Here is a 16,332-nt window from a genome sequence, read left to right on the forward strand (position 1 = left end):
ATTCTATTTACACGGTTTTAGACCTTAATTTTGTCTTCAGCACCATGAACAGGATAAGTAAAATTAACGTAAAAACAAGGCTGGCTATTGTTCTGTTCCTGTATTTGGGGATATTAACATTTCTAACGCCTAATCTGCAGGCACAAACCCTACCTACGAATACTGCTAAGAGTCTTAAGGATACGCTATCTAAGCCAATTCCAAAAGACAGTATGAGAATTAAAACTGATACGTTAAAAATTTCTAAAGATTCTATTGATGCTCCCATAAAATACAACGCTGAAGATTCCGGGGTACTGATAATATCGACTAGAGAATTTTTCTTATACGGCAAAGCTAAAGTAGATTATACCGATCTTAAGTTAGATGCTGCAACCATAAAATATGACCAGCGATCTCAAATGGTACAAGCATATGGATCAAAAGATTCTTCAGGTAATCCGGCCAGCAAACCTCAGTTTATTCAAGGAGAAATGAAGTCAATTAGCGACACCATTTTTTACAACATGAAATCGGGTAAGGGTTTAACTAAAAACACTTTTTTTCAAGAAGGCGAAATTTATGTGAATGCCATAGACCTTAAAAAGATAAGTGCAACTGAAGTATATGCCAAAAGAGCCCGATTTACTACCTGTAATTTAGATGTACCACATTACAATTTCAGAACCAGCAAAATGAAAATCATCAATAATAAGATGGGGATTGCTGGTCCGTCATTTCCAGAATTTGAAGGCGTTCCTATGCCAATAGGAATACCCTTTGGTATATTTCCATTAAATAAAGGGAGGCATGGGGGATTATTGCCGCCGGCATTTACAGCTAGTCCCGATTTTGGTTTAGGCTTAGAAGGACTAGGCTATTATTTTGTGTTGAGTGAAAAAATGGATGTTACCTTACGCTCTAATTTATATTCATTTGGAGGATGGAACTTAAATATTAATTCGAAGTATATAAAGCGATATGCATACACTGGTAATTTGAATATTACTTTTCAGAATACCAAGAGTTTAAACAGAAGTACTTTATCTAAAGACGAATTTAATTCAAGCAGTTCATTCATGATTAACTGGTCTCATAACAGAGATTCAAGAGCAAGACCTGGTACCAATTTTTCAGCAAATGTCAATTTCGGCAGTAGCCGATTTAACCAAACCTTGCTCAACAACCCTTTCGTTAACTTTCAAAACCAGTTAAGTTCTTCTATTAGTTACAGCAAAGATTGGAAGGGCAAATACAATTTATCTGTTAACTTGAATCATAACCAAAACAACAATTTAAGATTGGTAAATATGAATTTACCAACGGTTAACTTTAACGTAGTAACATTTTATCCTTTTCAACCTAAAGACCAAGTTGGATCAGGTAAATGGTATGAAAAAATAGGTATTGGATATAGTGGGAACTTTCAAAACCAAATATCATTTTACGATACCGCATTTAGTATTAGAAGAATATTAGATACCTTGCAATACGGAGCACAGCACAGTATCCCCATTACATTATCACTTCCGTCTTTAGGTCCAATAACTATTGCACCAAGTGTATCCTATTCAGAAAGATGGTACGGCCAAAGAAATTTCAGGTCTTGGAACAATACCACCAATAAAGTTGATACAGTTATTCAACGAGGATTTTATACTGCCCGACAAATGAGCTTTGGCATTGCTGCAAATACACGCATATTCGGTACTTACAAGTTTAAACCAACCAGCAATATAGTTGCTATACGCCATGAAATAAGGCCTACCATTTCAGTTAACTACCAACCTGATATGAATGCCAAATACTATTACAATTTAAAAGTTGATACGAGCAACAGAACATTAAGGGTGTCTCAATTTGATGGAGGGATACTAGGAGCATTTGGAGAAGGAGCATTTGGAGGTATTGGTTTTGGCATAGACAACTTGCTTGAAATGAAAACAAAGAACAAACAAGACACTGCAGATAAAGCTGGTAAAAAAATAAAATTGATTGATGGCTTTGGATTCAATTCGAATTACAATTTCTTAGCAGATAGTTTTCAGTTAGGTAATTTTAATTTCTATGCAAGAAGTACCCTTTTTGAAAAAGTAAATATTACAGCTAGTGCCAACTTAGACCCTTACGATATTGATAACAGAGGGTTTAGATCAAAACAGATTTTATGGGATCCAGCTAAGTTCAAATTTGGAAGAATCACAAGCGGCAATGTGGCCATTGCTACTTCCTTTAGAAGTAAGTCAAAAGATGGGAAAGAGGAGAAAGACAAAGAAATTCCGGTAGATCCATTTATGACACCAGATGAACAGCAAAGACAATTACAATTTGCAAGGGCAAATCCTGCTGAGTTTACTGATTTTAATATTCCATGGAATCTTTCCATTGCTTACTCATTCAATTTTACCAGGGTACTTGCCCCAGATTATAGTGGATTTATTACTCAAACATTTTCCACTTTTAATTTTAATGGAGACTTTAGCCTTACAGATAAATGGAAAGTTGGGGCAACAGGATTCTATGACATTACAAGAGGAAATCTACAGCAGCTAAGTACATTTATTACCCGTGAAATGCATTGCTGGCAATTGTCTATTAATGTTACCCCAATTGGATTATATAGATCTTTTAATATAACCGTAAACCCTAAATCGGGTATTTTAAGAGACTTAAGAATCAACAGAAGTAGAACTTTCTCTAACTTTTAATTGGTGTGCTTTAAATAATGTTCAGCCATTTTATTATAAACAAGTTCCTTTAATACAGCAGCCGATTGTCCATTTACTTCAATGGGTTCTAAAAAATGAATGGCTAATGCGTGGGGCATCAAATAAAAAAATCGATTTGCTGGCAATGCTTTCTTTGTATTTAAAATAACAGCAGGTATAATAGAATAACCAGAATCTGCAGCCAATTTAAATGCGCCATCATAAAAATTTTTTAGTGGAGCGGCAGTTCTATTCCGAGTTCCTTCAGGATATATGCACATATGAAAACCCTTTTGTAGTGCAGCTTTCATTAGCTCATAACTTTTTCTTCTGCTTGCATCACTCTTGCGATCTACTATTACAGACCCTCTTTCATAATACCATCCAAAAAGGGGAACTTTAGTAAACTCTTTCTTTGCAATAGTTTGGTTTGCACCAGGTATAAAAGGAGAGGAAAGTGGTATATCTAATAATGAATTATGGTTACAAGTAACAATATAGGTTTGGCCTTTTTTAAAGTGAAATTTACCTCTAACAGAAACAGGGCATCCAATCATAAACAACCATGTATTCATCCATAATCGAGCAAGTTGAATAAAGTACCCCATTCCTTTTGGATCAGGGATTAATGCAGTAAGTAAGGAGGGTATTAAAATAATTAAAAAAGTGGCAACAAAACTTACCAATCCCCATAGGGCCCAAACTCTAGCAAATACCGATTTAATGCTATTCATTTTACTATTTTACAACCATTTTATAATTGCCAATTAATAGGGTCAATTCCTTGCTGTGCTAGCAGTTCATTGGTTTTACTGAAATGCTTACATCCAAAGAATCCTTTGTCTGCACTAAAAGGAGAGGGGTGGGCTGCTTTTAATACATAATGTTTGGTTTCGTCTATCAATGCTTGCTTTTCGTGTGCAAACTTACCCCATAGTAAAAAAACAATCCCTGTTTTTTCTTGTGATATTTTCCTAATAACGCTATCGGTAAAATCCATCCACCCTATTTTAGCATGACTGGCAGGCTCATTGGCTCGAACAGTTAATACAGCATTTAATAGCAATACACCTTGTTTAGCCCAGGGCAACAAATTGCCCGTATTGGGAATGGGCATTCCAATATCTTTATGCAACTCTTTATAGATATTAACCAAAGATGGCGGAGGTTTTACTCCATCAGGAACAGAAAAACTCAACCCATGTGCTTGCCCTGGTCCATGATAAGGATCCTGACCAAGAATCACAACTTTTAACTGATTTATTGGGGTTGTATTAAATGCATTAAAAATAAGTGGGCCTGGTGGATATATAATCGCTTTAGTAGCTTTCTCCGTTCTTAAGTGTGCAACAACTTGCAGAAAAAAAGGTTTCTCGAATTCCTTTACCAACAATTGCTTCCAGCCTTCTTCCATTTGAACGTTCATACCGCAAATTACAGAAATTACAGCTTAAATTTGTGGCTATGCAAGTATTTACAACGCAAGAGAAAATTATCATTACCTGTCATAAATGGTTATCTCCCGCATTACAGAAAGAAGTTACCAACTTGGGTTACCCAATCATCAACGTTTTTCAAACTGGCATAGAATTAAGAGGCACCATGCAAGATTGTATTCGATTAAACCTCCATCTTCGTTGTGCAAGTCAGGTCATGTATTCCTTAAAGCAATTTACTTGTAACGATCCAGATGAATTATACAATCAACTGGTTAGTATTCAGTGGGAAAATTTAATAAAAGCAGATGGTTATTTTTCTGTTTCAAGCAACGTATTTCATCCAACTATACAAACTAATTTATATGCTAATTTAAGGGTGAAAGATGCTATAGTTGATCGGCTTCGGAAAGAAACGGGGAAAAGGCCTTCAACTGGATCTGATCTTATTGGAGCAGTAGTTTATTTATTTTGGAAACACGAAGATGCGGAAGTATTTATTGATACTTCTGGGGAAACTTTGGCAAAACATGGGTATAGAAAATTACCTGGCAAAGCGCCCATGCTAGAAGCATTGGCAGCAGCAACCATTTTGTCTACTAAATGGAACTTTTCGGCCCCTTTCATTAATCCGATGTGTGGATCGGGAACTTTAGCTATTGAAGCAGCATTAATTGCATCCAAAAGAGCCCCTGGCTTATTAAGGAGTAATTATGCATTTATGCATGTATTAGGGTATGAAAAAACGATGTTCGAAATCGTGCGCAAAGAGTTAGAAGATCAAATAAAAGTATTGAGCAATATTAAAATAATTGCATCGGATATTAGCAGTTCGGCCATTGCAACCGCAAAGCTAAATGCTACAGCAGCAGGCGTTTTAGACTTAATAGAATTTGAAGTGGGAGACTTTGAAAAAACAACTATTCCAATAGAACAAGAAGGCATAATCATGTTTAATCCAGAATATGGAGAGCGCTTAGGTGATGAAACCGAATTGGCTACTACCTATGCTCGAATGGGCGATTTCTTGAAAAATAGCTGCAGAGGGTATACTGGATATATTTTCACCGGTAATTTAGATTTAGCCAAAAAGATTAGATTAAAACCAAGTAGAAGAATTGAATTTTACAATGCAACCATAGATTGTAGGCTTTTAGAGTACGAGTTGTATGCTGGCACTAAAAGAGTTTTATAAATTAAATGCAATAGATTTGCTCAAAAATTAGGGCTAATCCCTCTTTACAGTTATTATTTATGAGAAGAATCGCTAGTTACAGAAAATTATTAGGAGTGGATGAAACCGCTGAATTAAAGACTTTAAAATCAGTTTATAGAAATCTAATGAAGGAATGGCATCCCGACAAATTCAATGATGACCATGCATTAAAGATAGATGCCGAAGAAAAAAGCAAGAAAATAATAGAAGCATATCATTTTTTGGTAAGTATTGCATCAGAAACAATTTCTCAAACTTTACCGGAATACACCGAAACAATTAATAATTCGGTAATTGAAGACTTTGAATATAAATCTGAAATACTTACCATTCGTTTTGAAGATGGTAGCGAATATGAATATTACGGTGTTCCTAAGGGCATTTATGTAAAGTTGGTAAACGCAGATACGCCAGGTAGATTTGCTAGAAGGCATATTTTTAGCAATTATTTGTATAGAAGTACGTCTAAACAAGTAGCATCTGCTTAATACTATTTCAGAATAAAAGACAATAAAAAACCCTACAATCAATTGAATTGTAGGGTTTTGTTATTTTAAAAAAATGTGATTCGGATTGGATTCGAACCAATGACCTACTGCTTAGAAGGCAGTTGCTCTATCCAGCTGAGCTACCGAACCTTGATTTGGAGGTGCAAAATAAAGGATTTTTTTTTACTAAATCAAACAAGGAGTCAAATTGGGTCGATAAATTGTAAAACTGTTTACTTTGCACCAAACGATTGCCTTCATGAGCTACAATTATTTACCACTTGATAGTAAACCGCTACAATTTCAGCAAATCAAGCATTTATTAGAATATGACCAATTGGTATCCATCACTTTTGATGCACATGAAAAAATAACGCGCTGTAGGGAATATTTAGATCAAAAAATGCAGGAGCCAGGTAAAATGTATTACGGTGTAAATACAGGATTCGGATACCTGCAAAACGTACAAATAAGCTTAGATCAAATTGAACAATTACAATATAATCTGATTGTTTCCCACTCTTGCGGGCTGGGAGAAGAAGTGCCAAATGAAGTTGTAAAGTTGATGATGATGCTTAAAATTAAGCAATTGAGTTATGGGCATAGCGGTGTTCAAATACAAACAGTGATTCGGTTAATGGACATGTATAACAACAGTATGTTTCCCGTTATATATACCCAAGGTTCTTTAGGCGCTTCAGGAGATTTAGCTCCACTTAGTCATTTAAGTTTGCCCTTATTAGGTCTTGGAGAAGTTTACTTTAACGGCGAGAAAATGGCTTCAGCAGTAGCTTTAAAAAAGATGAACTGGGAGCCCATTCACCTACAAAGTAAGGAAGGCCTTGCGTTAATAAACGGCACCCAATTTATGAATGCCTATGGCTTGTTTTGCTTAAAAAAAGCGGAACAATTATTAGAAATGGCCAATTTAATAGCTGCGCTGTCTATTGATGCTTTTGATTGTGTTACTGAGCCATATCATCCTTCCATACATAAAATTAGAGGGCATAAAGGTCAAATAGATACTGCTGCAAGTATACAATGTTATTTGTATGGAAGCGAAATTGCCAACCAAGCTAAATCACAGGTTCAAGATCCTTACTCATTTAGATGTATTCCACAAGTACATGGTGCTAGTATAGACGCATTTAAGCATGTATTAGCAGTGTTTATGCAAGAAGTAAACTCTGTAACAGATAATCCGAATATTTTTCCAGATGAAGACCTAATTGTTAGTGGGGGTAATTTTCACGGCCAGCCCTTGGCAATTAATTTAGATTATTTGTGTATTGCAATGAGTGAAATTTCCAGCATTTCCGAAAGAAGAACCTATCAATTAATTTCTGGTCAGCGAAATCTTCCTATGTTCCTCGTTAAAAATGCAGGATTAAACTCTGGGTTTATGATACCTCAATATACTGCTGCCGGAATTGTAAGTGAAAATAAACAATTGTGTACTCCTGCTTCAGTAGACAGCATTTCAAGTAGCAATAACCAGGAAGATCATGTTAGCATGGGTGCTAATGCAGCTACTAAATGTTATAGATTAATGCAAAATGTAGAAAAAGTATTGGGAATAGAACTACTCACAGCCGCTCAAGCACTCGAATTTAGAAGACCTGCTAAAACATCTCCCATATTAGAAGAATTGATGTCTGAATTCAGAAAAGTAGTTGGTTTTAATGACGCAGACAGAATTTTACATACAGACATGATAAATTCAATTAATTTTATAGCCAATTATAAAACGAATAATTCAACAAATAAATAGGGAATGAGCAGCGAAGAGAAAAGTTTGAATTTTATAGAAGAAATTATTGAGTCAGATTTAGCCAGCGGAAAACACGTTTCAATTACAACTCGTTTTCCTCCTGAGCCAAACGGCTACTTGCATATTGGTCATGCAAAAAGTATTGTACTAAATTTTGGCTTAGCTAAAAAATATGGTGGTTCAACCAATCTTCGGTTTGATGACACCAATCCAGTAACAGAAGATACAGAATATGTAGAAAGTATTAAGAACGATGTAAAGTGGCTAGGCTTTGATTGGGCCAATGAATTATACGCGTCTGATTATTTTGATCAGCTCTATGCAATGGCATTAAAACTGATTGATTTAGGATTGGCTTATGTAGACGATAGTAATAGTGAAGAAATTGCTGCTCAAAAAGGAACACCTACCACTCCTGGAAAACGAAACCAGTACGCTGACCGCAGCCCCGCTGAAAACAGAACTTTATTTGAAGAAATGAAGGGGGGTAAATATGCGGATGGATCAAAAGTTGTTAGAGCAAAAATAGATATGGAGTCTCCCAATATGTTATTGAGAGATCCAATTATTTATAGAATTAAACACGCACACCATCATAGAACAGGTGACAAATGGTGTGTATATCCAATGTATGATTTTGCACACGGACAAAGTGATTCAATTGAAAAAATTACCCATTCCATTTGTACATTAGAATTTGTTCCACATAGACCATTGTACAATTGGTGTATTGAAAAATTAGCAACTTTCCCTTCTCAACAATATGAGTTTGCCCGTTTAAACATGACTTACACGGTTATGAGTAAACGGAAATTATTGCAGTTGGTTAACGAACAAATGGTAAACGGTTGGGATGACCCCAGAATGAGTACCATCAGTGGTATGAGAAGAAGGGGATACCCTGCGGCTGCTATAAGAGAATTCTGCGATAGAATTGGGGTTGCAAAACGAGATAATTTAATTGATGTTGGATTATTGGAATTCTGCGTTAGAGAAGATTTGAATAAGACAGCCCTCAGAAGAATGGTCGTGTTTGATCCACTTAAAGTAATCATTACCAATTACGATAAAGTGAGCGAAGATTTGACTAGTGAAAACAATCCAGAAGATCCTAATGGAGGCGTTAGAACGGTTCCTTTTAGCAAAGAAATTTGGATAGAGAAGGATGATTTCATGGAAATTCCTTCTAAGAAATATTTCCGCTTAGCACCAGGTCAAATGGTTCGTTTAAAAAGTGCTTATATTATTAAATGCGAGGAGGTTGTTAAAGATGCCAATGGAAATATAACTGAAGTGCATTGTACATATATTCCTGAGAGTCGCAGTGGCGCAGACAGTTCTGGCATTCATGTAAAAGGAACTTTACATTGGGTAAGTGCTACACACGCTATTCAAGCTGAAGTAAGATTGTACGATCGTTTATTTAAAGTGGAAGATGTAGCAAATGCTGAAGGAGATTTTAAAGATCATATTAATCCTGATTCTTTAACTATTTTATCCAATGCCTATGCTGAACCAGCTTTAGCCAATGATGCACCTAATCAAGCATTTCAATTTTTAAGAAAAGGGTATTTTGTTCAAGACCAAGATAGTACCTCTAGCAAATTGGTTTTTAATAGAACAGTTACACTGAAAGATTCTTGGGCTAAAGAAGTAAAAAAAGGGTAATCATAAGTATATTAACGTTTCCAAAGGAAATGGTTTCAGTAGAAATAATCATTTTTGAATATAAATATTCAATATGAAAAAAACGCTACTCTTAACCATTTCCTTTGTTTTGTTTTGGGGCTTGATTAACGCTCAATTTGGTGAGGTAAATCAACAATTATTAAGTGGGTCATTTAACCTAAGCCCTAATTCAAGTAAAAGCCAGCCTAATTTTTCGAGCCAACAAAAAAATCTTTTCTTAGGTGTAGGTATTGGGTATGGTAGGTTTGTTAAAAAAAATGTATTGACTTTTTTTAGTTTAGGTTACAATTATAGTAGCAATAAAAATATCAATAATAATCAAGAAGTGTCTAATCTAGGTAATGGATTGAATATTGGCTATCGGCAAATTCACTTTAAAGAAATTGCCAAAAAACTTTTTATTGGATTAAGCATTGGCGGCAGCTTGAATTTGCAAAATACTACACAAAAAAACGTGCCCAATCCTGTAAAAACAAATACTTATGCAGTTACCGTAGGCATCGCACCTGTTCTTAGTTACCAAATTTCTGAGCGATTGGTAATCAACCTACAGCCCAATAATAGTTTTGCTGATTTAAGTTATTCCAACAGTTCAACTAAAGATAATACAGGTACACTTTCCAAAAACAATAGTGTGCTGTTGAACGCCGGGTTCTTTACTTCACCGCTTACTAATTTGAGTTTTGGATTTAATTATTTACTCAAAAACAAGGGTAAATTCTAGTAGTACTTCAGTGGGTTTCTTCTTGCTGCAAAAACATAATTTTTGATGTTTTTCCAGAATGCCAATATCATGTAAATAATGATGGGAGAACCCATCGTTAGAAAGGAAATGTATATAAACCACATTCGAATTTTGGTAGAGGCAATTCCTAGCCTAACACCTATGGAGGAACATACCCCAAAAGCCTGCAATTCTAAAAATTCCCTAATTTTTTGCATGGTTGCACTTTCTTTGTAATAGTTAAAGTTAAGCACTAAATTATCAATAATGTGCATATTAATCTTTAATTCCATTTTAACCTAAGCCCGTTTTTTAGTAAATTTGCCCTGCTTACGAAAAGATATCAATTAATATAAAATCACTTCTTTATGGCTTTTGACATTGACATGATTAAGAAAGTGTATGCAGAAATGCCTGCCAAAGTAGATAATGCTCGAAAAGTATTAGGTAGACCACTTACTTTATCTGAAAAAATCCTATTTGCACACCTCCATTCAGACCAACCAATTGCTAATTTTGAAAGAGGCAATAGTTATGTAGATTTTGCCCCAGACCGAGTTGCTATGCAAGATGCAACCGCTCAAATGGCATTATTACAATTTATGCAAGCAGGTCGTCCTAAAGCTGCAGTACCCTCAACTGTTCATTGCGATCACTTGATTACAGCAAAAAATGAAGCTAAAAAAGACTTAGAAGTAGCTAATGCAGAAAGTAAAGAAGTGTACGATTTCTTGGCTTCTGTTTCTAACAAATATGGAATTGGATTCTGGAAACCTGGCGCAGGTATTATTCACCAGGTTGTTTTAGAAAATTATGCTTTTCCAGGCGGTATGATGATTGGAACCGACTCGCATACGGTAAATGCCGGTGGATTAGGTATGATTGCCGTAGGTGTTGGTGGTGCCGACGCTTGTGATGTAATGGCAGGATTGCCATGGGAGTTGAAATGGCCTAAACTAATAGGTGTAAAGCTAACTGGTAAGTTAAGCGGTTGGACTGCTCCTAAAGACGTGATTTTAAAAGTAGCCGGCATTTTGACTGTTAAAGGAGGTACTGGCGCTATTGTAGAATATTTTGGAGAAGGTGCAGTGGCAATGAGTTGTACGGGCAAAGGCACCATTTGTAATATGGGTGCCGAAATTGGAGCAACCACTTCTACTTTTGGATACGATGAAAGCATGAGTCGTTATTTAAAAGCGACAGGCAGAGATGAAGTAGCCAATTTAGCAGACGGAGTAAAAGCTTATTTGAATGCAGATTCGGAAGTGTATGATTCCCCAGAGAAATATTTTGATCAGGTTATCGAAATCAATTTAAGTGAATTAGAACCACACTTAAACGGGCCATTTACACCAGATTTGGCTACGCCTATTTCAAAAATGAAAGAAGCTGCAGCTGCAAATGGTTGGCCAACTAAAGTGGAAGTGGGTTTAATTGGTAGTTGTACCAATAGCTCATATGAAGACATTAGCAGAGCGGTAAGTTTAGCACGTCAAGCTGCTGAAAAAGGATTAAAACCAAAGGCACAATATACCATCACACCTGGTAGCGAACAAGTTCGTTATACCATTGAGCGTGACGGATTCTTAGAAGTTTTTGATAAAATAGGTGCTACTGTTTTTGCAAATGCTTGTGGGCCTTGTATTGGTATGTGGGATAGAGTAGGTTCTGAAAAGCAAGAGCGCAACACCATTGTACATAGTTTCAATAGAAACTTCGCAAAACGTGCGGATGGCAATCCAAATACCATGGCATTTGTTGCGAGCCCTGAATTAGTTACAGCTTTGGCAATTGCAGGAGATCTAACCTTCAATCCTTTAACTGATACCCTTACTAACGAAAAAGGGGAGCAGGTAAAATTAGACGAGCCAACTGGTATGGAATTACCTCCAAGAGGCTTTGCGGTTGAAGATGCAGGATATCAAGCTCCCGCAGAAGATGGTAGTAAAGTAAATGTTCAAGTAGAACCAACTAGTAAGCGTTTACAACTATTGGATCCATTTGCAGCTTGGGAAGGCACTGACCTAAAGGGATTAAAACTGTTGATTAAAGCAAAGGGTAAGTGTACCACAGACCATATTTCAATGGCAGGTCCTTGGTTAAAATTCCGTGGTCACTTAGATAATATTTCTAACAATATGTTGATAGGTGCGGTTAACTTCTTTAATGAAAAAACCGATAATGTAAAAAACCAATTAACCGGTGAATATGGTGCAGTTCCTGCAACACAGCGTGCTTATAAAGCTGCTGGCTTAGGATCAATTGTTGTTGGTGATGAAAACTATGGTGAAGGTAGTTCTAGAGAGCACGCTGCAATGGAACCTCGTCATTTAGGAGTTCGTGCCATTTTAGTAAAGTCTTTTGCACGTATTCACGAAACCAACTTGAAGAAACAAGGAATGTTGGCATTAACATTTAATGACAAGTCAGACTACGATAAAATTCAAGAAGATGATGTAATCAATATTGAAGGATTAACTTCATTTGCTCCTGAAACGCCTTTAACCATCGTGCTTCAACACAAGGATGGTTCTGAAGATAAAATTGTAGTGAATCATACTTACAATGCTCAGCAAATCGAATGGTTTAAAGCTGGTGGCGCATTGAATATTATTCGCAAACAAGTTGCTGGATAATTATTAATTGTTGAAATACATAATTCATATTAAGTCCTGCTAGTTAACATCTAGCAGGACTTTTATTTTTTGAAACTTTAATTTTTTTCTGACTAGATCACTTATCATATTATACTTAATCATTTTTGGATCATATATCTTATGGACAAGGCAGCCAGACTATTTTGATGGAGAAAAATATCCAGCAACTATTCAAATGGTTAAAGACAGTACCAGTAATAAAATGATACCAAAAGCATTTTATTCGATTGGTATAAATCAATATGCTATTGAAGTGGCATATCCATTATTAACTTATGAATCTAATGAGAAAGTGACAGTTATATTTGAAACAGAGCACCCTTCAAAAGCAAGCGTATATAGGTTTTGGGGCTATTGGTTGCACTGGGAAGAATTAATAGGGTCAATTATTGCAGCCATTGTTTTATTTCAAATTGCGGTTTCTATAACCAATAATCCTACAGAATCTGCAATGAAAGAACAAATGGATTACATCCCAGAAAAGAAAACCAAGTACGATTAAAAGGATTCAATAACTTAGCTTTTTATAATTTGAATATGAAAAAAAATGTCCTCATTGCACTAAGCTTAATTACGATAGGATTAGCTTGTAATAAGAACCCTTATAAAGCCACCAATAAAGTTTATAAGAAACAAGTAAAAAATTATTTAGAGAGCATTGCATCTATACCCGAACAGTCCATAATGAATGATACCATTCCCCCATCTCCTTATTGGGTAGGTACAACCAATTTTGGAATTCGTAAACCCAGCTATGTAATTATTCATCATACTGCACAACATTCTACCGATCAAACATTAAAAACTTTCACCTTACCTAGAACTGCAGTTAGTGCACATTATGTTATTGGAAGCGATGGCAAAGTATTTCAAATGTTAAACGATTATTTTAGAGGTCAGCATGCAGGTGTAAGTAGGTGGGGAAATCAACTTGATATGAATTCTGCATCCATTGGTATTGAATTAGACAATAATGGATTTGAATATTTTGAACAAGCCCAAATAAATAGTTTATTGGTTGTATTAGGGAAACTCAAAAAAGCATACAATATTCCAACTGCTAATTTTATTGGCCATGGAGATATTGCACCTACTCGAAAGAATGACCCCAATTGGAGATTCCCTTGGAAGCAATTAGCAGACAAGGGCTTTGGATTATGGTACGATGAGTTAAGGTCTACTGTACCTGAAGCATTTGACCATATTACTGGCCTAAGAATTGTAGGTTTTGATATAAAAGATACTACTGCAGCAATTGTTGCATTTAAAAGACATTTTCTACAAGATACTACCAAAGGAATGACACCATATAGTCGAGAAATTTTGTTCAATCTCCATAAGAAATATTTCTAATGGAGTAAACCAACTAATATGATAAGGAGATATTGGCTAATTGCTTTTCTAATAGTGCACTTAGCAAATACTGAGGCCGCTGGACAGTTATTACCTAATATTGAAATCATTAATGCATTAAAAGAAAGTGACCGCCATATTGCGAATGGTAAATCTCAATATGCACTGGTTCAACTTCATCAAGTGTTACAAACCAAAGAAGCTGTAACAGATCAAAATATTCTCTCTCATTTGTACAACAATTTAGCAATCGTACTTGCGCGTTACAACAATTTTACTGGTGCAATGGCTTGCTTTTATAAAGCAGGATCAATTGAAACTAAATATAATACCACAAAAAGAGGCAAGCGATATCTGTCATTTTTTAGCACCAATGCTAATTATGACAATAAAATAAAAGAAGATATTGTGAATGACGACATATTAGAGTTAATGGTTCAAGATCAAATTAATCAAAAGGAATTAGAAAGAACCGAAGAATATGAATCAGAGCGAATTCAACCCGAAACAATTGTTGAAGCTTTTTTAGATCAAAAAGAAGCAACCCACTACGCATTGGCCATTCTGATAAAACAACCCATTCCTGGTCAAAAAAATACAAATACCGGATTGGGTGAAGTGGGGCATTCCTTTATTTCGTTAATTAAATACAATAAAGACCAGTCGGCCATATGCAAATCTTTTGGGTTTTATCCTGAAGAGGGGCAATTGATTCCAGTAAATCCACTTATACCAACAGCCCTCTCTGTTATTAAAGATGATTCTTACCACAATTGGGATCAATTATTAGGAAAGTTTGTTTCGAAAGACCAATTTGAAAAAATATTAGAATACATTGACCATAATATTGCAAATGAATATCATTTAAGTGATTACAATTGTTCGGATTTTGCATTGACTATTGCCCAACTAGGAAATATTCAAATTGATAATACAGTGGGATATTGGCCACTTGGGAAAGGAGATAATCCAGGATATATAGGTCAAAGTATACTAGGAGGCAAATACTTTAATCTTGATACAAAAACGAAAGAAGGGCTCTTTACTTGTTCTAACAATTTATTTACAAAAACGAAGAAGTAACCATTTTTTTACAAAACATCGTACATCCTAACACTTGTTAGCTTATTTTTGCGCCATAAAATTTTACAACCATGCATTTTCAGTTGAGTGAAGAACATTTGATGATTCAGAAGGCGGCAAGAGATTTTGCCCAAAATGAGTGTAAGCCCGGCGTTATTGAGAGGGATGAACACCAAAAATACCCCTACGAACAAGTAATGAAATTAGCTGAATTGGGTTTTATGGGAATGATGGTAAGCCCTGATTATGGTGGTGCAGGAATGGACACCCTTAGTTATGTATTGGCTATGGAAGAAATTAGTAAGGTTGATGCTAGCACTAGTGTTAGTATGAGCGTGAACAACAGCTTAGTATGTTGGGGTTTAGAAACATTTGGGAACGAAGAACAAAAGAAAAAATACTTAACGCCATTGGCACAAGGTAGAAAAGACGATAAACTTTTTATAGGTGCATTTTTATTAAGTGAGCCAGAAGCAGGTAGTGATGCAACTAGTCAGCAAACAACTGCTGAAGACAAAGGAGATCATTATTTATTAAATGGTACCAAAAACTGGATTACCAATGGTTCTTCAGCATCCGTTTATTTAGTAATTGCCCAAACAGACCCAGCCAAAGGAAGTAAAGGCATCAATGCTTTTATTGTTGAGAAAAACTGGCCAGGTGTAACGGTGGCTGCAAAAGAAAATAAATTAGGTATCAGGGGTAGCGATACGCATACCATTTTATTTAACGATGTAATTGTTCCAAAAGAAAATAGGATAGGGGAAGATGGTTTTGGTTTCAAGTTTGCCATGAAAACATTAGCTGGAGGTAGAATTGGAATTGCTTCCCAAGCTTTGGGAATTGCCAGTGGTGCTTACGAATTAGCCTTAGCCTACAGCAAACAACGTAAAGCTTTTGGAAAAGAAATCATGCACCATCAAGCCATTCAATTTAAATTAGCTGATATGGCTACTAAAATTGAAGCAGCTCGATTACTTTGCCTAAAAGCAGCTTGGGAAAAAGACAATGGATTAGATTATACCTTAAGCTCTTCAATGGCAAAAGTATTTGCAAGTGAAGCTGCTATGTGGATATCAACAGAAGCTGTTCAAATTCATGGTGGTTATGGATTTGTGAAAGAATATCATGTTGAGCGTTTAATGCGTGATGCAAAGATTACTCAGATTTACGAAGGAACCAGTGAGGTACAAAGAATAGTTATTAGTAGAAGTATATTAAAATAAGG

General features: G+C 35.7%; 14 protein-coding genes and 1 tRNA gene. 11 read left to right on the forward strand and 4 right to left on the reverse strand.

The features are described from left to right. Positions 1-44: 44 nt before the first annotated feature. Positions 45-2,687, forward strand: a complete 2,643-nt coding sequence (locus Q8S25_RS08175) for a putative LPS assembly protein LptD (protein WP_305536621.1) — start codon at positions 45-47, stop codon at positions 2,685-2,687. Here Q8S25_RS08175 and Q8S25_RS08180 read toward each other — a convergent pair. Continuing rightward, complete coding sequence (locus Q8S25_RS08180; RefSeq protein ID WP_305536623.1) at positions 2,684-3,421, reverse strand: 1-acyl-sn-glycerol-3-phosphate acyltransferase; 738 nt, start codon at positions 3,419-3,421, stop codon at positions 2,684-2,686. The genes Q8S25_RS08175 and Q8S25_RS08180 overlap by 4 nt on opposite strands. Before the next feature lie 20 nt (positions 3,422-3,441). Continuing rightward, the gene (gene ung, locus Q8S25_RS08185; RefSeq protein WP_305536625.1) at positions 3,442-4,113 is read right to left on the reverse strand and encodes a uracil-DNA glycosylase; all 672 of its coding nucleotides are present in this window, start codon (positions 4,111-4,113) and stop codon (positions 3,442-3,444) included. A 38-nt stretch (positions 4,114-4,151) separates the two neighbouring features. On the opposite strand from ung, the gene Q8S25_RS08190 reads away from it, so the two are divergent. Further along, entirely contained in the window at positions 4,152-5,318 is a 1,167-nt protein-coding gene (locus Q8S25_RS08190; RefSeq protein ID WP_305536627.1) for a class I SAM-dependent RNA methyltransferase, read from the forward strand. A gap of 59 nt (positions 5,319-5,377) precedes the next feature. Next, positions 5,378-5,827, forward strand: coding sequence for a KTSC domain-containing protein (locus tag Q8S25_RS08195; RefSeq protein ID WP_305536629.1), 450 nt, complete (start codon positions 5,378-5,380; stop codon positions 5,825-5,827). Positions 5,828-5,903: 76 nt separating this feature from the next. Here Q8S25_RS08195 and Q8S25_RS08200 read toward each other — a convergent pair. Then, positions 5,904-5,977, reverse strand: a tRNA-Arg gene (locus Q8S25_RS08200). Positions 5,978-6,086: 109 nt separating this feature from the next. Between Q8S25_RS08200 and hutH the strand changes: the two genes are divergently transcribed. From hutH to Q8S25_RS08215, 3 genes are all read left to right on the forward strand, one after another. Beyond that, on the forward strand, positions 6,087-7,598 hold the full coding sequence (gene hutH, locus Q8S25_RS08205) for a histidine ammonia-lyase (protein WP_305536631.1): 1,512 nt from the start codon (positions 6,087-6,089) through the stop codon (positions 7,596-7,598). Between the two features lie 3 nt (positions 7,599-7,601). Further along, the gene (locus tag Q8S25_RS08210) at positions 7,602-9,266 is read left to right on the forward strand and encodes a glutamine--tRNA ligase/YqeY domain fusion protein (RefSeq protein ID WP_305536633.1); all 1,665 of its coding nucleotides are present in this window, start codon (positions 7,602-7,604) and stop codon (positions 9,264-9,266) included. A gap of 73 nt (positions 9,267-9,339) precedes the next feature. Continuing rightward, positions 9,340-10,011, forward strand: coding sequence for a hypothetical protein (locus tag Q8S25_RS08215; protein WP_305536635.1), 672 nt, complete (start codon positions 9,340-9,342; stop codon positions 10,009-10,011). On the opposite strand, the gene Q8S25_RS08220 is transcribed toward Q8S25_RS08215, so the two are convergent. After that, the gene (locus Q8S25_RS08220) at positions 10,008-10,304 is read right to left on the reverse strand and encodes a PspC domain-containing protein (protein ID WP_305536637.1); all 297 of its coding nucleotides are present in this window, start codon (positions 10,302-10,304) and stop codon (positions 10,008-10,010) included. The two genes, Q8S25_RS08215 and Q8S25_RS08220, sit on opposite strands and share 4 nt — an antisense overlap. Positions 10,305-10,379: 75 nt before the next feature. On the opposite strand from Q8S25_RS08220, the gene Q8S25_RS08225 reads away from it, so the two are divergent. The 5 genes from Q8S25_RS08225 (at position 10,380) to Q8S25_RS08245 (ending at position 16,330) form a co-directional block, all read left to right on the forward strand. After that, positions 10,380-12,647, forward strand: coding sequence for an aconitate hydratase (locus Q8S25_RS08225; RefSeq protein WP_305536639.1), 2,268 nt, complete (start codon positions 10,380-10,382; stop codon positions 12,645-12,647). A gap of 196 nt (positions 12,648-12,843) precedes the next feature. Beyond that, positions 12,844-13,170 carry a hypothetical protein gene (locus tag Q8S25_RS08230; protein WP_305536641.1) on the forward strand — a complete coding sequence of 109 codons (327 nt, stop codon included), beginning with the start codon at positions 12,844-12,846 and terminating at the stop codon, positions 13,168-13,170. Positions 13,171-13,205: 35 nt separating this feature from the next. Continuing rightward, a complete protein-coding gene (locus tag Q8S25_RS08235; RefSeq protein ID WP_305536643.1) occupies positions 13,206-14,021 on the forward strand; it encodes an N-acetylmuramoyl-L-alanine amidase in 816 nt (271 codons plus the stop codon). Positions 14,022-14,039: 18 nt separating this feature from the next. Next, on the forward strand, positions 14,040-15,104 hold the full coding sequence (locus Q8S25_RS08240; RefSeq protein ID WP_305536645.1) for a hypothetical protein: 1,065 nt from the start codon (positions 14,040-14,042) through the stop codon (positions 15,102-15,104). 71 nt (positions 15,105-15,175) lie between these two features. Further along, on the forward strand, positions 15,176-16,330 hold the full coding sequence (locus tag Q8S25_RS08245) for an acyl-CoA dehydrogenase (RefSeq protein ID WP_305536647.1): 1,155 nt from the start codon (positions 15,176-15,178) through the stop codon (positions 16,328-16,330). Positions 16,331-16,332: the final 2 nt, after the last annotated feature.

This window comes from Sediminibacterium sp. (genome assembly GCF_030695065.1).
In the GTDB taxonomy this organism is placed as follows: domain Bacteria; phylum Bacteroidota; class Bacteroidia; order Chitinophagales; family Chitinophagaceae; genus Sediminibacterium.